General features: G+C 68.7%; 19 protein-coding genes. 17 read left to right on the top strand and 2 right to left on the bottom strand.

Translation table 11 applies throughout. The features are described 5' to 3' along the window. Nucleotides 1-61 precede the first annotated feature (61 nt). The 6 genes from AC06G6_RS06600 (at nucleotide 62) to AC06G6_RS06625 (ending at nucleotide 4125) form a co-directional block, all read left to right on the top strand. Nucleotides 62-1285, top strand: coding sequence for a molybdopterin molybdotransferase MoeA (locus AC06G6_RS06600; RefSeq protein ID WP_479827487.1), 1224 nt, complete (start codon nucleotides 62-64; stop codon nucleotides 1283-1285). Then, the gene (moaC, locus tag AC06G6_RS06605) at nucleotides 1273-1776 is read left to right on the top strand and encodes a cyclic pyranopterin monophosphate synthase MoaC (protein WP_479827489.1); all 504 of its coding nucleotides are present in this window, start codon (nucleotides 1273-1275) and stop codon (nucleotides 1774-1776) included. The genes AC06G6_RS06600 and moaC overlap by 13 nt, the downstream gene beginning before the upstream one ends. After that, nucleotides 1773-2285 carry a MogA/MoaB family molybdenum cofactor biosynthesis protein gene (locus tag AC06G6_RS06610; protein WP_479827491.1) on the top strand — a complete coding sequence of 171 codons (513 nt, stop codon included), beginning with the start codon at nucleotides 1773-1775 and terminating at the stop codon, nucleotides 2283-2285. Before moaC ends, AC06G6_RS06610 begins: the two co-directional genes overlap by 4 nt. Beyond that, on the top strand, nucleotides 2275-2766 hold the full coding sequence (locus AC06G6_RS06615) for a molybdenum cofactor biosynthesis protein MoaE (protein WP_479827493.1): 492 nt from the start codon (nucleotides 2275-2277) through the stop codon (nucleotides 2764-2766). Before AC06G6_RS06610 ends, AC06G6_RS06615 begins: the two co-directional genes overlap by 11 nt. Nucleotides 2767-2878: 112 nt before the next feature. Beyond that, nucleotides 2879-3637, top strand: a complete 759-nt coding sequence (gene dapB / locus AC06G6_RS06620; RefSeq protein ID WP_479827495.1) for a 4-hydroxy-tetrahydrodipicolinate reductase — start codon at nucleotides 2879-2881, stop codon at nucleotides 3635-3637. Between the two features lie 5 nt (nucleotides 3638-3642). After that, on the top strand, nucleotides 3643-4125 hold the full coding sequence (locus tag AC06G6_RS06625) for a hypothetical protein (RefSeq protein WP_479827497.1): 483 nt from the start codon (nucleotides 3643-3645) through the stop codon (nucleotides 4123-4125). 36 nt (nucleotides 4126-4161) lie between these two features. Here the strand turns inward: AC06G6_RS06625 and AC06G6_RS06630 are convergent, their stop codons facing one another. Next, complete coding sequence (locus tag AC06G6_RS06630; RefSeq protein ID WP_479827499.1) at nucleotides 4162-5430, bottom strand: heparan-alpha-glucosaminide N-acetyltransferase domain-containing protein; 1269 nt, start codon at nucleotides 5428-5430, stop codon at nucleotides 4162-4164. A gap of 98 nt (nucleotides 5431-5528) precedes the next feature. Between AC06G6_RS06630 and AC06G6_RS06635 the strand changes: the two genes are divergently transcribed. From AC06G6_RS06635 to AC06G6_RS06670, 8 genes are all read left to right on the top strand, one after another. Next, nucleotides 5529-5933, top strand: a complete 405-nt coding sequence (locus AC06G6_RS06635) for a hypothetical protein (protein WP_479827501.1) — start codon at nucleotides 5529-5531, stop codon at nucleotides 5931-5933. Nucleotides 5934-6025: 92 nt separating this feature from the next. Then, nucleotides 6026-6820 (top strand): carbon-nitrogen hydrolase family protein, encoded by a 795-nt coding sequence (locus tag AC06G6_RS06640; RefSeq protein ID WP_479827503.1) that lies wholly within the window; start codon nucleotides 6026-6028, stop codon nucleotides 6818-6820. Between the two features lie 78 nt (nucleotides 6821-6898). Further along, a complete protein-coding gene (dapA, locus tag AC06G6_RS06645; protein ID WP_307458493.1) occupies nucleotides 6899-7807 on the top strand; it encodes a 4-hydroxy-tetrahydrodipicolinate synthase in 909 nt (302 codons plus the stop codon). A 60-nt stretch (nucleotides 7808-7867) separates the two neighbouring features. Beyond that, on the top strand, nucleotides 7868-9559 hold the full coding sequence (locus tag AC06G6_RS06650) for a ribonuclease J (protein WP_307458489.1): 1692 nt from the start codon (nucleotides 7868-7870) through the stop codon (nucleotides 9557-9559). Nucleotides 9560-9746: 187 nt separating this feature from the next. Then, nucleotides 9747-12704 carry an FtsK/SpoIIIE family DNA translocase gene (locus AC06G6_RS06655; RefSeq protein WP_479827506.1) on the top strand — a complete coding sequence of 986 codons (2958 nt, stop codon included), beginning with the start codon at nucleotides 9747-9749 and terminating at the stop codon, nucleotides 12702-12704. A gap of 9 nt (nucleotides 12705-12713) precedes the next feature. Continuing rightward, nucleotides 12714-13355, top strand: coding sequence for a CDP-diacylglycerol--glycerol-3-phosphate 3-phosphatidyltransferase (pgsA, locus tag AC06G6_RS06660; RefSeq protein ID WP_307458483.1), 642 nt, complete (start codon nucleotides 12714-12716; stop codon nucleotides 13353-13355). Further along, entirely contained in the window at nucleotides 13352-13864 is a 513-nt protein-coding gene (locus AC06G6_RS06665; protein WP_479827508.1) for a CinA family protein, read from the top strand. The genes pgsA and AC06G6_RS06665 overlap by 4 nt, the downstream gene beginning before the upstream one ends. Nucleotides 13865-14004: 140 nt before the next feature. Continuing rightward, nucleotides 14005-14457 (top strand): helix-turn-helix domain-containing protein, encoded by a 453-nt coding sequence (locus AC06G6_RS06670; RefSeq protein WP_354188493.1) that lies wholly within the window; start codon nucleotides 14005-14007, stop codon nucleotides 14455-14457. A gap of 155 nt (nucleotides 14458-14612) precedes the next feature. Here the strand turns inward: AC06G6_RS06670 and AC06G6_RS06675 are convergent, their stop codons facing one another. Next, nucleotides 14613-15122, bottom strand: coding sequence for a MarR family winged helix-turn-helix transcriptional regulator (locus AC06G6_RS06675; RefSeq protein WP_479827510.1), 510 nt, complete (start codon nucleotides 15120-15122; stop codon nucleotides 14613-14615). Between the two features lie 44 nt (nucleotides 15123-15166). Here AC06G6_RS06675 and AC06G6_RS06680 point away from each other — a divergent pair, with 44 nt between their 5' ends. From AC06G6_RS06680 to AC06G6_RS06690, 3 genes are all read left to right on the top strand, one after another. Next, a complete protein-coding gene (locus tag AC06G6_RS06680; RefSeq protein WP_479827512.1) occupies nucleotides 15167-15385 on the top strand; it encodes a DUF3046 domain-containing protein in 219 nt (72 codons plus the stop codon). Nucleotides 15386-15666: 281 nt separating this feature from the next. After that, a complete protein-coding gene (gene recA, locus AC06G6_RS06685) occupies nucleotides 15667-16719 on the top strand; it encodes a recombinase RecA (RefSeq protein WP_307458471.1) in 1053 nt (350 codons plus the stop codon). Between the two features lie 109 nt (nucleotides 16720-16828). Beyond that, on the top strand, nucleotides 16829-17353 hold the full coding sequence (locus AC06G6_RS06690; protein WP_479828565.1) for a regulatory protein RecX: 525 nt from the start codon (nucleotides 16829-16831) through the stop codon (nucleotides 17351-17353). The last annotated feature ends 2 nt before the right edge of the window (nucleotides 17354-17355 follow it).

Here is a 17355-nt window from a genome sequence, read left to right on the forward strand (position 1 = left end):
CGGGCCGGGGAGCCGGGCCGGCGTGCCACGCCAATGGCTCACGACGAGGGGTCACCAACGCATGCACCGCACCCAGACACGGCACGTCACCGTGGAAGCGCACCGCGAGTCCGTCCGCCAGCTGCTGGCCCCGCTCCGGAGCCCGGACCGGATTGAAGTGCTCCCGCTCCTCGCGGCACTGGGCCGGGGACTCGCCGCGGACGTCGTGGCGCCGTTGGACCTGCCCCCGTTCGCGAATTCGCAGATGGACGGCTTCGCCATCCGCAGCGCCGACGTGCCCGACGGCGGCACCGAACTGCGCGTGGTCGCCCCCGTGCCGGCCGGTGCCGCACCCCCTGAACTGACCCCCGGGACAGCCGCCCCGATCATGACCGGCGCCATGCTGCCGCCCGGGGCGGACGCCGTCGTACCGATTGAAGAGGCCCTGCCCGCGGTCTTCCCCGCGCCCGGCGTGCCGGCCACGGTCCGGCTGCCCGCCGTCCCGGCCAGGAACTTCATCCGCGACGCGGGCAGCGACATCCGCACCGGGGAACTTGCCCTGGCCGCCGGAACCCACCTGGGACCCGGACAGCTGGGACTGCTGGCCGCCCTGGGCTTCACCGAGGCCCCCGTCTACCGGGTGCTGCGGATCCTGCTGGCAACCACCGGCGACGAGGTCGTGGAACCGGGCAGCCCCCTGGGGCCGGGCAAGATCTACGATTCCAACGCCACGCTGCTGGAATCCTCCATGCGCCAGGCCGGTCTCCACGTCACCCGGACCGGGATCTCCACCGACCGCCCGGAGGAACTCGCGCGCCTGCTGCGCCGGCACGCGGCGGACGTGGACCTCATCGTGACCACCGGCGGCGTCAGCAAGGGCGCGTACGAGGTGGTCCGGCAGGCGATGGAGGGCCACAACGTCGACTTCTTCGGCGTCGCGATGCAGCCCGGCGGCCCGCAGGGGATCGGAACCTTCGACGGCGTCCCGGTCCTCGGCTTCCCGGGGAACCCCGTCAGCTGCTTTGTCTCCTTCGAGATGTTCCTCCGGCCCGCGCTCGGCAGCCTCTTCGGCTCGCCGGCGCCCCGCCCGGTGGTCCGGGCACGGCTGGCCGAGGCGCTGACGTCCCCGGCGGGCAAGCACCAGGTCCGGCGCGGCACTGTCCTTCCCGACGGCACGGTCCGGCTGGAAGGCGGCGCCGGCTCGCACCTTGTCAGCGCCCTGGCACACTCCAACGCCCTGATCCAGGTCCCGGAAGGAATTGCCGCGCTCGCCGAGGGCGCCGAGGTGGAAGTATGGATGCTGTGAACGAAGAACACCCCGCAACGGGAACCCCAGGCCTGACCCACCTCCGGCAGGACGGCACCGCCCAGATGGTGGACGTGACCAACAAGGCGGAGAGCACCCGCGAGGCCACCGCCACCGCCACGGTCCGCAGCACCGCCGAGGTCCTGTCCCTGCTCGGCACGGGCGACCTGCCCAAGGGCGATGCCCTCGCCGTCGCCCGCGTCGCCGGCATCATGGCGGCCAAGAAGACCGCGGAGCTGATCCCGCTGTGCCACCCGCTGCCGATCGCGAAGGTCACGATCGACTTCGAGCTCGACACCGACACGGTCACCGTCTTCGCCACGGTCAAGACCCGCGGGGTCACCGGCGTCGAGATGGAAGCGCTGACCGCGGCCTCGGTGGCCGCCCTCAGCGTGTACGACATGATTAAGGCCGTGGACAAACACGCGGTGCTGACGGACATCAAGGTGCTGGCCAAAAGCGGCGGCAAGAGCGGGGACTGGACACTATGAGCATGCCCGAACCACACCGGCACGGCGAAGCCACCGGTCGCAAGGCCGGCGTCGTGATTGCCTCCACCCGGGCCGCGGCCGGCATCTATGAGGACCTGACCGGACCGGTCATCATCGACTGGCTCACCGAGCACGGCTTCGAGACCTACCCGGCCCTCGTCGTTCCGGACGGCGAGGCCGTGGGCGCCGCCCTGCGCGCGCTCCTGACCCAGGCGCCGGCTGTCATCATCACCAGCGGCGGCACCGGGCTCAGCCCCACCGACGCCACCCCGGAACAGACCCTGCCCCTGCTGGACCGGGAGATCCCGGGCATCATGGAAGGCATCCGCGGGGCCGGGACCGCCAAGACCCCGCTCGCGATGCTCAGCCGCGGCCACGCCGGCGCCGCCGGCCAGACCTTCATCGTCAATCTCCCCGGATCCCCGAAGGGTGTGATGGACGGCCTCAGCGTGCTGGATCCCATCCTCGGACACGTGTGCGACCAGCTGGAGGGCAGCCATGGCCACTGACTCGACCTTTGACGTGGTGAACGCGGTGCTCAGCGCCGACCCCATCTCCGTGGACCAGGCCATCGCCGCGGTCGAATCCGACACCGCGGGCGCCGTGGTCAGCTTCAGCGGCGTGGTCCGGAACCACGACGGCGGCAAACCGGTCCAGCGGCTCAGCTACAGTGCGCACCCGACGGCGCACCAGGTGATGGCCGACGTCGTCGCGCAGCTCGTCGCCGAACAGGCCGCCGCAGGATCCGGCGGGACTGCCGGGGAAACCGGCAGCGCGCCGGCCCAGCCGGTGCGGATCTGGGTGGCCCACCGGATCGGGATGCTGGAGATCGGTGACCCCGCCCTGGTCTGCGCCGTCTCCGCCGCGCACCGGGGCCAGGCCTTCGCGGTCTGTTCGGAACTTGTGGACCGGGTCAAGGCCCAGGTTCCGATCTGGAAGGAACAGTTCTTCACCGACGGCACGGTCGAGTGGGTCGGCGCGGGCGCCTGATCCGGCCCCACAACCCCGGGCCCTAAACACGGGGATCAGCGCCCCCCGGGGGGCCTGTAACGCGGGGCCGCCGGTTCCGGCCGGCACCCGCCCCGGCGGTAGGGTTGATGGCATGACCGAACAACTCGCAGTCGCCGTGCTGGGCGCGAACGGGCGCATGGGCGCCGAAGCGGTGGCCGCCGTCGAGGCCGCCGCGGACCTGAAACTTGTCGCCGCGCTGGGCCGGAACGACTCCCTGGACACCCTCGTCGACGCCGGAGCCCGGATCGTGGTGGACCTGACGGTCCCCGAGAGCACCGAGGCGAACGTCCGCTTCGCCGTCGAACACGGCATGCACGCCGTCGTCGGGACCACCGGCTGGGACGCCGACAAGCTGGCCCGGCTCGAGGAGCTCCTCGCCGGCCAGGCCGGCGTCGGAGTCCTGATCGCACCGAACTTCGCCCTCGGCTCCGTGCTGGCCTCCGCGTTCGCGGCCAAGGCCTCGCGCTATTTCGAATCGGTGGAAATCATCGAACTGCACCACCCGGAGAAGGTGGACGCCCCGTCCGGAACGGCCGTGCGCACCGCGCAGCTGATCGCCGCCGAACGTGCCGCCGCCGGCCTCCCTGCCAGCCCCGACGCCACCACAAGCGAGCTCGCCGGCGCCCGCGGCTGCGAGGTCGACGGCGTCCGGGTCCACAGCGTCCGGCTCCGCGGCCTCGTGGCCCACCAGGAAGTCCTGCTGGGCGGTCCGGGGGAGCAGCTGACCCTCCGGCACGACTCCTTCGACCGCGCCTCGTTTATGCCCGGCGTGCTGCTGGGCGTGCGCAACATCGCCTCCCGGCCGGGCCTCACGGTGGGCCTGGACGGCTACCTGGACCTGGGGCTCTGAGCGCCGTGGCCAACGTCCTGACTGCGTTCAAAGCCAACCGCACCAAGATCTGGGTCGGCGCCGTCACGCTGCTGCTGGTCTTCTATCTCGTGGTGTCCTTCCAGCGCGCGGTGCTGCTGATAACGGACGCCAACCCGGTGGCCCAGGCCCTCGGCGTGGCGTACCTGCTGCTGCCGGTGATCGGAGCGTGGGCCCTGGTCCGCGAGCTGCTCTTCGGCGCCCGCACCGAGAAGCTGGCGAAAATCCTCGAAGCCGAGGGCGGCCTGCCGGTGGACAACCTGCCGCGCACCCCCGCCGGAAGGATCATCCGCGAGGCCGCGGACCTGGAATTCGAGAAGTACCGGGCCGAGACGGAAGCCGCGCCGGAGGACTGGCGCTCCTGGTTCCGGCTCAGCTGCGCCTATGACGCCGCGGGCGACCGCAAGCGGGCGCGCGCCTCGATGCGTGACGCCGTCCGGCTGTACCGCACGGGATCCCGCCAGGCCTGAACCGCGGATAGCGGGCTGCCGGATGCGCCGGCTGAACTACCGGATGCGCGCCGGCTGGTAGCGGCCGAGCTGGTTGGCGGCATGCGCCACCCACTCCAGCGGCCCCCGCCACGCCAGTGCCGCAAATATTCCGCCCAGGACCAGGATCGCCACGGCCTGCGCCCAGTAGATGCCCTCGACCGTCCACCCGGACGGCAGCGGCTGGCCGTACAGTGAGGCCATCACGCACAGGTGGGCCGTGTAGAAGCTCAGGGTCATGGCACCGGCGCCGCGCAGCGGGAGCAGCACGTCCAGCCCGATCCGCTGGACCAGCCGGCCCAGCAGCAGGAAGACGCCGACGACGGCGGCCGCCACCCCGGAGGTGTGCAGCAGATCCAGCGTGGTGCCCGAATGCGGGGCACTGGAGGCGAGCCACCAGGCGGAGCCGGTCTGGTCCACACCGGCCAGGTTGACCTGCAGGAGGCTCTCCAGCGGATACGAGGGATCGAGCAGGGTCTCCTGCAGCGCCGCCCGGCCGCCCCAGTCCTCCATCATCACCACGCTGAACCACTTGGCCAGGACTGCCGCCGCGGCTCCCACCGCAATCAGCAGGACCGGGACAGCGGCGGTGTTGAGGGCCAGCCGGCCGATCGCGAGGCCGATCAGCAAATAGGTGATCCACTGGAGGATCGGGTAGTAGCCGGTCAGGAACAGGTCCCCGAGGAGCACTGCCGGCGTGGACAGATCCTCCCACTTGGGGTTGTGGCCCAGCTGCAGCGGCGGTTGGGCCACGAGGAGCCAGGGCCGCAGCAGGAAGGCGAGCGCGGGGCTCACGAGCACCCAGCCGGCGGCCAGCACCAGCAGGTGTTTGACGTCCAGGCCGAGGAACGGCAGCACGCACAGGAACAACACGGCGTAGTGGACCAGGATGATGGCGATGTTCACTTCGAGCCCGCCCAGGGAGAGGCCGACGGCGCCGATCACCAGCGCCCGGAGCGCGATGCCCCGGCGGGCCGCCCACAGCTGCGGACCCTGCAGCGGCTGCTGCTTGCCGGTGGACAGTGCCAGCCCGATTCCCGCGAGAACGGCGAACAAAGCCGAGGCGCGTCCGGAAAACACGAGCCCCACCCAGGTGGGGGAGAGCTGGGCATTGGACTCGAAGGTGGGAAAGATGTGCGTGGCCATCATGCCCAGCAGGGCCAGCCCTCGGGCGGCGTCGATGCCCGACAGCCGCGCTCCGGGGCTGCCGGTTTTGCCGGCTCCGGTCTTGCTCCCGGCCCGGCCCCGGGCGGTCCTGGCTGAGGAGGCTGTTCCGCGCGGGGTCATGTCTCGATCGTCTCATATCCGCCTGTGCGGCAGCCTGCCTTAAGCTGTGGGGCCGCGGCCCTCTTGTATTCGAATATATGTTCGAATACCATGGGCCCATGAACAACACACCAGAGCCCGTCTTCCCCGCATCCGGGACGCGCCGCTCCCTCCGCCAGGAGCAGCGCGTCCCGGACGCGGGGTCCGGTGTCCTCAAGGCGCTGAGCCCCGGCGTCGTGGATTTCCTCTTCCGGCAGTTGGTGGCCGGCGAAGCCGCCGAGGACGTCCAGTGGCAGCGCGAAGGCACCGTCCTGTCCGCGCAGGCCCCGGGGGCCGAACTTGCCCGCCGGCTCGCCGAGACCGACCTCGAATCCCTGACCCCCACCGAGCTGTTCCATTACGTGCGGGCCGCGCAGCGCCTCGCGGCCTGGGCCGAGTCCCTGCGCGAAACCGCGGTGGGCCGCTACTGCACCGCCCCGCCGGGCAATGATGCCCCGCCGGGCGGTGATGCCCCGGCGGCCTGACGCAGCGGCTGCGGCCTGTCCTCCTCCTCCTTCTCCTTCTCCTCCTCCCGGGCGGCCTGCCGCTGGCGGGGCGCGGTGCCTAGGATGGCAGGGTGACCACCGCGCTGACGCTCTCCGCCATCCAGTACACGGCCCTCGACGGCGGCATTCCCGCCAACGTTGCCGAACATATCCGGCTTATCGAAGACGCGGATGACCACGGCGCCCGGCTCGTGGTGTTCCCCGAGCTGTCCCTGACCGGCTATGACCTCACGCGGCTGGCGGACCCGGCGCGGTGGGTGACCGCCGCGGACCCGCGGCTGAACGGACTGCGGGAAATCTGCCGCCGCACCGGGATCACCGCAGTCGTCGGCGCCCCGTTCCGGGAAGCGGACGGCACGCCCCGGCTGGCCTCGCTCGCGCTGCATCCCAACGGCGGGCTGGACACCGGCTTCAAGGTGTCGCTCCACGGCCCGGAGCAGCAGGCCTTCCGCGCCGGAGACCAGACAGTCATCCTGGACCTGGACGGCTGGAAGATCGCGCTTGCCATCTGCCTGGACGCCGCCCGCCCGGTTCACGCGGCGGCAGCCGGTGCCGACATCTATGCCGTCTCGGCCCTCTACACCGCCGGCGAGGACCACCGGCTGGCCCTGCACCTGGGGGCGCGCGCCATGGACAACCGGATGTTCAGCGTGCTGGCCAACCTCGGCGGCACCACCGAATCCGGTCCTTCGGCGGGCGGCAGCGGCTTCTGGGGACCGGACGGACGTCTCATCCGGCAGGCGGCCGGCACGGGGACCGAAGTGCTGACCGCGACCCTGCACTACAGCGCCCTGGACCGCTATGCCCGGGAACGCCCGGCCCGGAATCGCCCTGCCCCGGCCTCCCGCGGGCCGGCCGCCGGGTGAGGCAGCGGGGCCGGGTTTGATCTTCATCACGTTGCCGCCATTGTCGGATCACGCCGGGGACAGGGTAACGTTTTTCATATGGCTGACTCTGATACCCGCTCTTACACGTTCGGAACCCTCGTGACCGCCATGGTCACGCCTTTCACTTCCGACGGTGAGGTCGACTACCAGCAGAACGCCGAGCTGGCCAACAAGCTCGTCGACGACGGCAACGACGCCCTCGTCATTTCCGGCACCACGGGGGAGACCTCCACGCTGGAAGACGACGAAAAGGAAAAGCTCTTCCGCGTCATCGTGGAGGCCGTCGGGGACCGGGCCAAGGTCATCGCCGGAACCGGCACCAACCACACGTCCCACTCGATCGAAATGGCCAAGCGCGCCGCCAAAGCCGGAGCGCATGGCCAGCTGATCGTCACCCCGTACTACAACAAGCCGAGCCAGGCGGGCATCCAGGCGCACATCGAAGCCGTCGCCGACGCCGCCGATCTTCCCGTGATGGTCTACGACATCCCGGGCCGTTCCTGCGTGCCGATCCTGCCCGAAACCATGATCCGGCTCGCGGACCACCCGAACATCGTGGCGCTCAAGGACGCCAAGGCCGACTTCGCCGCCGTGACCCGGGTCCTCGCGAACACGGACCTGGACGTGTACTCCGGCGACGACGGGCTGACCCTGCCGTGGATGGCAGCGGGCGCCGTCGGGCTTGTCAGCGTCTCCGCGCACGTCGCGTCGCGGCAGTTCCGCGCCATGATCGATGCCGCACTTGCGGGCGACTTCGCCACCGCCCGCACCATACATTTCGAACTGGACCCTCTGGTCCGTGCAGTGATGACCCACATTCAGGGTGCTGTTGCTGCTAAGCAAGTTCTTAAGTGGCAGGGAGTCCTGCCCAACTCGGTTGTCCGATTGCCCCTCGTGGAGCCGGACGAAGCTGAGATCGAAACCATCCGCGAGGACTTGGCGGAAGCTGGAATGGTCTTTTCCTGATCAGGTGTTCTTTCTGATGAGTAGAGACCAGGCCGGTCACCGCCTGGAAAGTAGTGCATTATGACCCAAACCGCCCTTCCCGGCCTTGTCACGCCGCCGAAACTGCTCAAGGACACCCTGCGGATCGTTCCGCTTGGCGGCCTGGGGGAGATCGGCCGCAACATGACCGTTTTCGAAATCGACGGCAAGCTGCTCATTGTTGACTGCGGCGTCCTCTTCCCGGAGGAAACCCAGCCCGGCGTGGACCTGATCCTGCCCGATTTCTCCTACATCCAGAACCGCCTCGATGACATCGTCGCCGTCGTTCTGACCCACGGCCACGAGGACCACATCGGCGCCGTCCCGTACCTGCTGCGCCTGCGCGCCGACATTCCCCTGGTGGGCTCCCGGCTGACGCTGGCCCTCATCGAGGCGAAGCTGCTGGAACACCGGATCAAGCCGGTCACCCAGACCGTCACCGAGGGACAGGTCCAGAAGTTCGGTCCGTTCGAATGCGAATTCGTCGCCGTCAACCACTCGATCCCCGACGCCCTCGCCGTGTTCCTCCGCACCTCCGGCGGAACCGTGCTGCACACCGGTGACTTCAAGATGGACCAGCTGCCGCTGGACGGCCGGATCACCGACCTCCGCCACTTCGCCAAGCTGGGCGAAGAAGGCGTGGACCTGTTCATGTCGGACTCCACCAACGCCGACGTGCCGGGCTTCACCACCGCCGAGAAGGAAATCGGACCCACCCTGGACCGGCTCTTCGGCCAGGCCTCCAAGCGGCTGATCGTCGCGTCCTTCTCCTCGCACGTCCACCGCGTCCAGCAGGTCCTCGACGCCGCGGCCAACCACAACCGCAAGGTGGCCTTCGTCGGCCGCTCGATGGTCCGCAACATGGCCATCGCCGAGAAGCTCGGCTACCTTGAGGTTCCCCCGGGCATCCTGGTCGACATCAAGAACATCGACAACCTGCCGGACAACCGCGTGGTGCTGATGTCCACCGGTTCGCAGGGCGAGCCGATGGCGGCCCTGTCCCGCATGGCCAACGGTGACCACCGCGTCGTCGTCGGCCAGGGCGACACTGTCATCCTCGCCTCCAGCCTCATCCCGGGCAACGAGAACGCCGTGTTCCGCATCATCAACGGCCTGCTCAAGCTCGGCGCCGACGTGATCCACAAGGGCAACGCCAAGGTGCACGTCTCCGGCCACGCCGCCGCCGGCGAGCTGCTGTACTGCTACAACATCCTGGAGCCGCTCAACGCGATGCCGGTGCACGGCGAAACCCGCCACCTGATCGCCAACGGCAAGATCGCCCTGGACTCCGGCGTCCCCGAGGAAAGCATCCTCCTCGCGGACAACGGCACCGTCATCGACCTCCGGGACCACCAGGCCGACATCGTCGGCCAGGTCGAGGTCGGTTTCGTCTACGTCGACGGCTCCAGCGTTGGCGAAGTCACGGAAGCGGACCTGAAGGACCGCCAGACGCTCGGCGATGAAGGCTTCATCTCCATCATCACGGTGATCCACCGCGCCACCGGCAAGGTCGTCTCGGGCCCCGAGATCCACGCCCGCGGCGTGGCCGAGGACGACTCCGTCTTCGACGAGATCATCCCCAAGATCAACGCCGCCCTGGAAGAAGCCGTGCTCAACCGCTCGGACCACACCACGCACCAGCTGCAGCAGGTTGTCCGCCGCGTGGTCGGCACCTGGGTCAACCGCAAGCTCCGCCGCAAGCCCCTGATCATCCCGGTGGTCCTGGAGGCCTAAGCCCCGGAGGTCCAAGCTAGGCGGGCCTCAGCAACGTGCTTCACCATAACGGCCTTCCCGGCCTGCCGCAGGCTACCGCTTGCGGCGGACCGGGAGGGCCGTTTTTGCGTGCCCGGCCGGCAACATGGTCCCGGCGGAGGCCCGGAAATCCGCGGTTTTCGGCCCGGAGTCAGGTACCGTAGCGGGTATGGCGACACGTACTTCCTCCGCGCCTAGAGGAAACCCCAGCGGTAAATCAGGCAGCTCTTCGGCTCGGGGCTCCGGCCCGGCTGCGTCCAAAACCAGCAAGCCCTCCGGAACAACGGGGACCGCGCGCACCCGCCAGCTGGCCGCCGTCGAACCCAAACAGCCCTGGCTGGTCCGGGTTGTGGCCGGTGCCTGGCTGGGCGTAGCCCACGTCGTCGGGGCGGGAATCCGCCGGATCGGCTACGACGTCAGCGACCTCGCCCCCGAGGACCGCCGCGACGGCGCAGCCCTGTTCAACCTCGCGCTGGGGGTCTTCGTCGCCACCTTCGCCTGGTGGGGCTTTCAGGGCTGGTTCCCGGACATGGTCTACGGAATCGTCAACGGCACGTTCGGCTGGATGTCGCTGCTGCTGCCGCTCATGCTGATTGTCTGCGCCTTCCGGCTGTTCCGCCAGCCCGTCGACGGCCGCGGCAACAACCGGATCGGGATCGGCTTCCTGATCATGACCTTCGCCGGCACCGGCCTGGCCCACGTCATCGGCGGGGAACCGAGCGTCGCCGAGGGATTCGACGGGCTGCGCCAGGCCGGCGGCATGCTCGGCTACCTCGCCGCCGCCCCGCTGGCCGCCATCCACCCGGCCGTCCCGCTGGCCGTGTACGGCCTGCTCGCCTTCACCTCACTGCTGATCGTCACCGCCACGCCGTTTGGCGCCATCCCGGGCCGGCTGCGCGGTGCCTACGAGCACCTTATGGGCATCGACCTGCAGGACCAGGACGCCAGGGCCGACGGCCACGACCGCAGCTACCTCTACGAAAACGACACCCCGGCCCCGGCCAAAAAGAAGCGCCGCCGCCTCTTCGGCAAGGACCAGGACGAGGACACCGGGCTCGAAGGCTACGTCGGCGACGAGGCCTTCGAACGGGCACTCATCGCCGACGAGGAAGCCGAAGCGGCCCGCGCCGCCGGTGGTGCCAAGACAGCCTCCAGGTCCGTCGCACCGGGAGTGCGCCGCCCCACCCAGGCCGAGCTCGCCGTCGAGAAGATCAAGGCCGCCCAGGGGTTGGGCAGCGCCGCCGCGGCCGGGGACAACGCCACCGAGGCGATCCCGCTCGTCACCCCGGGCATGGTCGCCGCCGGCTCGCTGAACCCGGCAGCCCCCGCACCCGGCGCTGCCGCGGTGGCGGCCGCCGCGCAGGTCCCCTCCAAACCCGTCGTTCCGGTGCCGCTGCCCACCCCCATTCCGCAGCGCACCGAACAGCTCTCGCTCGCCGGCGACGTGACGTATACGCTGCCGGCCTCGGACGTGCTGACACCGGGCTCCATCCCCAAGGAACGCACCGAAGCCAACGACGCCATTGTCGCCTCACTGACCGAAACGCTGAACCAGTTCAACGTCGAGGCACAGGTCACCGGCTTCAGCCGCGGCCCCACCGTGACCCGCTACGAGATCGAACTTTCCCCGGGCACCAAGGTGGAACGTGTCACCGCGCTGTCCAAGAACATCTCCTACGCCGTCGCCAGCTCGGACGTCCGCATCCTGAGCCCCATCCCCGGCCGGTCCGCGATCGGCATCGAGATCCCCAACACGGACCGCGAGACCGTGTCCCTGGGCGATGTGCTCCGCAGCCAGAACGCGCGGCGGACCGAGCACCCCATGGTGATCGGCGTCGGCAAGGACGTCGAGGGCGGCTACGTCGTCGCGAACCTCGCCAAGATGCCGCACCTCCTGGTGGCGGGTGCCACCGGTGCCGGCAAGTCGGCGTTCGTGAACGCCATGATCACCTCCATCCTGATGCGCGCCACCCCCGACGAGGTCCGCATGGTCATGGTGGACCCCAAGCGCGTGGAACTCACCGCCTACGAGGGCGTCCCGCACCTGATCACTCCGATCATCACCAACCCCAAAAAGGCCGCCGAGGCCCTGCAGTGGGTGGTCCGCGAGATGGACGCCCGCTACGACGACCTCGCCAACTACGGCTTCAAGCACATCGACGACTTCAACAAGGCCGTCCGCGCCGGCAAGGTCCACCCGCCCGAGGGGTCCAAACGGGTCATCCGGCCGTACCCCTACCTCCTGGTGATCGTCGACGAGCTCGCGGACCTGATGATGGTCGCCCCGCGCGACGTCGAGGACTCGATCGTCCGCATCACGCAGCTGGCCCGTGCCGCCGGCATCCACCTGGTGCTCGCCACCCAGCGGCCCTCGGTCGACGTCGTCACCGGCCTGATCAAGGCCAACGTGCCGTCGAGGATGGCGTTCGCGACCTCCTCGGTCACCGACTCCCGCGTGGTCCTGGACCAGCCCGGCGCCGAGAAACTGATCGGCCAGGGCGACGCGCTCTTCCTGCCCATGGGCGCCTCGAAGGCCATGCGTGTCCAGGGCGCCTGGGTCACCGAATCCGAAATCCACAAGGTCGTCGAGCACGTCAAGGGCCAGCTCAAGGCCGAGTACCGCGACGACGTCGCCCCCGAGGCGCCGAAGAAGCAGATCGACGACGACATCGGCGACGACCTCGAGGTCCTGCTGCAGGCCACCGAACTCGTGGTCACGACCCAGTTCGGATCCACCTCGATGCTGCAGCGCAAGCTGCGGGTCGGCTTCGCGAAGGCCGGACGGCTCATGGACCTGCTCGAATCCCGCGGCGTGGTGGGCCCCTCCGAGGGCTCCAAGGCCCGCGACGTGCTGGTCAAACCCGATGACCTGGCGACCGTTCTCGCGGCCATGAAGGGCATGGAGGTGCCCGCGATCGCCGATTCCCAGACCGCGGCGCTGAGCGAGAACGCCAACGCCAACGTCGCCCAGGGCGGCTACGCGGAGGACCTCGTCGCCGCGGACCTGGACCGTCGCGGCCAGAACACGGAATACTTCGACGGCGCCGACGGGGCCAACGGCGGCTCCGGCGGCCCGGACGACGACGACGGGGGCTCCGAGGACGCCTGGTCGCTCACCGGACGGTAGCCTAGGAAGGTGACTAGCGCCGAAGCAAACAGCACCGGATCCGCGTCCCGGATCTGGAACCTGCCCAACATCCTGACGATGCTGCGGATTGTGATGGTGCCGTTCTTCGTCTGGTTCCTCCTGCTGGACGCACCGGGGCTGGTCGCCCAGAACGGCGTCTGGCGCTGGATCGCCGCGGCGACCTTCGCCGTCGCCATCTACACGGACAAGCTCGACGGCGACATCGCCCGCAGCCGCGGCCTCGTCACCGACTTCGGCAAGATCGCCGACCCCATCGCGGACAAACTCCTGATCGGTTCCGCCCTCGTGATGCTCTCGCTGCTGGGGGAGCTGCCCTGGTGGGTCACCATCCTGATCCTCGTCCGTGAGTGGGGTGTCACCGCCCTGCGCTTCTTCGTCATCCGCTACGGCGTGATCCCGGCGTCGCGCGGCGGGAAACTCAAGACCGTCATCCAGACCGTGGCCATCTTCCTGTACATCCTCCCGCTGGCCTCGATTGCGCCGTGGCTCGGCGTCGTGGCCTTCGCGGTCATGATGGTGGCCCTGGCCATCACGGTCTGGACCGGCGGCGAATACGTCATCGAGGCCCTCAAGCTGCGCGCCAGCGGCAAACGGGCACAGCAACAGAAGATCCAGGAGGGCAAGTCATGACCGTTCCCCACCGTCCGATCAACCTGCATCACCTGGCCGAACAGGCCGTCACCGGGGCGGTCAGCCGCGGCCTGACCGTTGCCACGGCCGAATCCCTCACCGCGGGCATGGTCGCCGCGATGCTCGCCGACACCCCCGGCGCATCCGGGATGCTCCAGGGCGGGGTGGTGTCCTACCAGAACTCGGTCAAGGCCGACGTTCTTGGAGTGCCCCGGGAGCTGCTGGACACCGTCGGTGCCGTCGACGGCAAGGTCGCCGAGGCCATGGCCGAGGGCGCCCGCAGGATCTGCGGCGCCGACATCGGCGTCGCCACCACCGGCGTCGCCGGCCCGGAGCCGCACGGCGGCAAGGACGTGGGCTCCGTCTACATCGGCGTCGCCACCGCGGACGGCTCGACGTCGTTCGGGTACAGCTTCGAGGGGAACCGGCCGGAGATCCGCGGACAGGCCTGCGCCGCCGCCCTGGAACGCCTGCTGGAGGCTCTGGCGTCCGGAAGCTACCGGGCGTAAAGTTGCCGGGAACAAAACTTGATTCCTAATAGTTGTTACATTGTGTCGCTTCCGAATAAGGGAGGCGCCTAGGATGAAAGCATCATCAGTGTCCGCTTTGACCAGCGGGCTCGACATAAAGAGGGAGCAAGGCGATACAGATGGTAAAGCAGCCCGTATCCGTTAACGGCGTTGTCCGCTGGAAGGATGTGGGCCTCGCCGATCAGGCTAAGAGCGAACAGAAGGAGCGCAAGATGGTTGTACTTCGTCACGAAATCGGTGATGTGCTCCGCGATGTCCGCCAACGCCAAGGCCGTACCCTCCGCGAAGTCTCGCACAGTGCCCGCGTTTCCCTGGGCTACCTGAGTGAAGTGGAACGCGGCCAGAAGGAAGCCTCCTCGGAGCTGCTCTCCTCGATCTGCTCGGCCCTCGATGTTCCGCTCTCCAGCATGCTCCGCGAAGTCAGCGACCGAGTCGCCGTCGCCGAGGGAGTTGCGGTTCCGGACACCGTCCCGCAGGAGTTTGCCCAGCGCTACGGCCGTGACTTGGACCGTGAGCTCAACTCCGACCTGAACGAGGAATTGGCCAAGGGCCTCCTCTCCGGGGCACGCTAGCCCCGCCACCCACTACTCGACAAAAGACCCCGGCGGTGTGCCGGGGTCTTTTGCGTGCCCTATATTCGCCTGCCTCTGACGCCTGCCCGGCGGGTGCCAGCCGGCGGCTGCTGCCCGGCAGCCCGCGGGTGGCCGGCCTCGGCGGAACTGCAGGGCTACTGCGGTTCGTCCCGGGGGAAGCCGTCACGCTCATAGGTGGCGTTGAGTTTGGCGATGTAGCGGGAGAGGGTCTGCAGTTCCTCCAGCGGCCACTCGCCCAGCCGTTCGCGGAAGACTTCGCGCCGCGCGTCCTGCACCTCGTGCATCCGCTCTTCGCCCGTGGGCGTCAGCCGGATGATCTGCGCCCGCCCGTCGAGCGGGTCGGCTTCCTTGGAGACCAGGCCGAGGCGCTCCAGGAAAGCGATCTGACGGCTGACCGAGGGCTTCCCGACGCCGATGCTGGAGGCCAGCTCGGTCAGCCGCATCGGCCCCTGTTTGCGGATCACGGAAAGCAGCCCATAGGCCGCTGGTTCCATGTCCGGGTGAACCTGGCGGGAGAGATGGTGCGAGATCGAACGTGCGCGCCGCCAGAGCAGGCTCAGCTGGTGCTCGACGGCGGTCAGTGCTGTTTCGGTGGAATCGTCAGCGCCGCCGGGGATCCCAGGGCCAACGGCTGAGTTGCTCATGGCAACCATTCTAGAGTCCTCCCGTGCCGTGAGAGACTCGAAGGGTGCGAATCAGTGACTTTTGGCGGCTCATGGACGACGAATTCGGGGCAGGGTATTCCCGGGTCCTCAGCAGCTCCCTGGTCCTTGCGGGGGTCGGCGGCCGGACAGCCGACCAGGCCCTGAGTGCGGGGGTGCCGCCCCGGCAGGTGTGGCTCGCGGTGTGCGAGGTCCAGGATGTCCCGCCCGAGCGGCGGCTAGGCCGTGACGTCAAACCCCGCTGACCCCGGCCCCGGCCCCAGCTCCGGCAGGCGGCGTTCCAGCGCCGTGCCGGCAGCCGGCGCCTGACACGCCGCGCTGATTGTTCGAATATCTGTTCGGGTAGGACTATGCTTTTTTTAGTGCTTTTTCCACATACGCGGGGCATGCAGGCAACTCTGTCGGTGGGTGCCAGTAGCTTCAGTAATGACAGAAAAACCGATCACGAACACTGATCACAACAACCGATCACGACACAGGGCCGGAACGGCCACTCCACAGCGAGAAAGTATTAGAGGTGTGAACCATGGCCGCAGCCCCGGATCGCCAGAAAGCGCTTGACGCAGCGCTGGCCCAGATTGACAAGCAGTTCGGCAAAGGCTCCGTCATGCGCCTTGGCGATGAGGTCCGTGCACCCATCGAGGTCATTCCGACCGGTTCCATCGCACTGGACATCGCCCTGGGAATTGGCGGCCTGCCCCGCGGCCGCGTCGTGGAAATCTACGGACCGGAATCCTCCGGTAAGACCACGGTGGCCCTGCACGCGGTCGCCAGTGCCCAGCGCCTGGGCGGCATCGCTGCCTTCATCGACGCCGAGCACGCCCTCGATCCTGAGTACGCCGCCCGGCTCGGCGTCGACACCGACGCCCTGCTGGTCTCCCAGCCGGACACCGGCGAGCAGGCCCTGGAGATCATGGACATGCTGATCGGCTCCGGTTCCCTGGACGTCATTGTCATTGACTCCGTTGCCGCCCTCGTTCCCCGCGCGGAAATCGAAGGCGACATGGGCGACAGCCACGTCGGCCTGCAGGCCCGCCTGATGAGCCAGGCCCTCCGTAAGATCACCGGCCGCCTGAGCCAGACCAAGACCACGGCCATTTTCATCAACCAGCTGCGCGAGAAGATCGGCGTCTTCTTCGGCTCCCCGGAAACCACCACCGGTGGCAAGGCCCTGAAGTTCTACGCCTCGATCCGCATCGACGTCCGCCGGATCCAGACCCTCAAGGAGGGCGCTGACTCCGTCGGAAACCGCACCAAGGCAAAAATCGTCAAGAACAAGATGGCACCGCCCTTCAAGATCGCCGAATTCGACATCATCTACGGCCAGGGCATCTCCCGCGAAGGCGGCATCATCGACATGGGTGTCGAGCACGGCATCATCAAGAAGTCCGGCTCCTGGTTCACCTACGACGGTGACCAGCTGGGCCAGGGCATGGAGAACTCCCGCCGCTTCCTGCGCGACAACCCCGAACTGGCTGCTGAGCTGGAGCGGCTCATCAAGGAAAAGCTCGGCGTCGGCGTCAAGGCCCCCGCCGAAACCGAAGCAGAACCGAAGCTGAAGGCCGTTGACGGCTTCTAACGGCCGACGGCGCAAAGGGGCAGGATTCCCGTCAAGGAATCCTGCCCCCGGCGTTGACGATGCAGACCGGCCCGGGGACGGCGCCCGCCGGGCGGGTCCTGCCGCCGAACTGGACCGGGATGCGGACCCCGCCGCTGTCGCGCGGGCCATTGTCCTGCGGCAGCTGACAAACTCGCCCAAAAGCCGCCTGCAGCTCGCCCGCAAACTGGCCGAGCGCAACGTCCCGGACGACGTCGCCGAAGCCGTGCTGGACCGCTTCGAGGAAGTAAAGCTCATCGACGACGCCGACTTCGCCGAGATGTGGGTGCGGTCCCGTGCGCAGAGCCGCAAACTCGCCAAGGGTGCGCTCCGGCGGGAACTCGCCGAAAAGGGCATCGGCACGGAAGCCGCCGCCATCGCCCTGGCACAACTCAGCGACGAGGACGAGGAATCCGCAGCCCGCGAACTCGTCCAGCGCAAACTCCGGGGCGTGACCGGGTTCGAGGACCGCGCCGAGCGGGACAAAACCACGCGCCGGCTCGCGTCCATGCTCGCCCGCAAGGGCTACCAGCCGTCCCAGGCCTTCCGGATCGTAGGCGAAGTCCTCGACGACGCCGTGGCCGGTTCGGATGCCGGGTCCCCGGCTGATTTCTGAGG

The organism is Arthrobacter sp. CJL-S3, from assembly GCF_056711635.1.

Coding starts and splice junctions, on each gene's coding strand:
- AC06G6_RS06600 (WP_479827487.1), top strand. CDS start 62: ATGCACCGCACCCAGACACGGCACGTCACCGTGGAAGCGCACCGCGAG.
- moaC (WP_479827489.1), top strand. CDS start 1,273: ATGGATGCTGTGAACGAAGAACACCCCGCAACGGGAACCCCAGGCCTG.
- AC06G6_RS06610 (WP_479827491.1), top strand. CDS start 1,773: ATGAGCATGCCCGAACCACACCGGCACGGCGAAGCCACCGGTCGCAAG.
- AC06G6_RS06615 (WP_479827493.1), top strand. CDS start 2,275: ATGGCCACTGACTCGACCTTTGACGTGGTGAACGCGGTGCTCAGCGCC.
- dapB (WP_479827495.1), top strand. CDS start 2,879: ATGACCGAACAACTCGCAGTCGCCGTGCTGGGCGCGAACGGGCGCATG.
- AC06G6_RS06630 (WP_479827499.1), bottom strand. CDS start 5,430: ATGACCCCGCGCGGAACAGCCTCCTCAGCCAGGACCGCCCGGGGCCGG.
- AC06G6_RS06635 (WP_479827501.1), top strand. CDS start 5,529: ATGAACAACACACCAGAGCCCGTCTTCCCCGCATCCGGGACGCGCCGC.
- dapA (WP_307458493.1), top strand. CDS start 6,899: ATGGCTGACTCTGATACCCGCTCTTACACGTTCGGAACCCTCGTGACC.
- AC06G6_RS06650 (WP_307458489.1), top strand. CDS start 7,868: ATGACCCAAACCGCCCTTCCCGGCCTTGTCACGCCGCCGAAACTGCTC.
- AC06G6_RS06655 (WP_479827506.1), top strand. CDS start 9,747: ATGGCGACACGTACTTCCTCCGCGCCTAGAGGAAACCCCAGCGGTAAA.
- AC06G6_RS06665 (WP_479827508.1), top strand. CDS start 13,352: ATGACCGTTCCCCACCGTCCGATCAACCTGCATCACCTGGCCGAACAG.
- AC06G6_RS06670 (WP_354188493.1), top strand. CDS start 14,005: ATGGTAAAGCAGCCCGTATCCGTTAACGGCGTTGTCCGCTGGAAGGAT.
- AC06G6_RS06675 (WP_479827510.1), bottom strand. CDS start 15,122: ATGAGCAACTCAGCCGTTGGCCCTGGGATCCCCGGCGGCGCTGACGAT.
- recA (WP_307458471.1), top strand. CDS start 15,667: ATGGCCGCAGCCCCGGATCGCCAGAAAGCGCTTGACGCAGCGCTGGCC.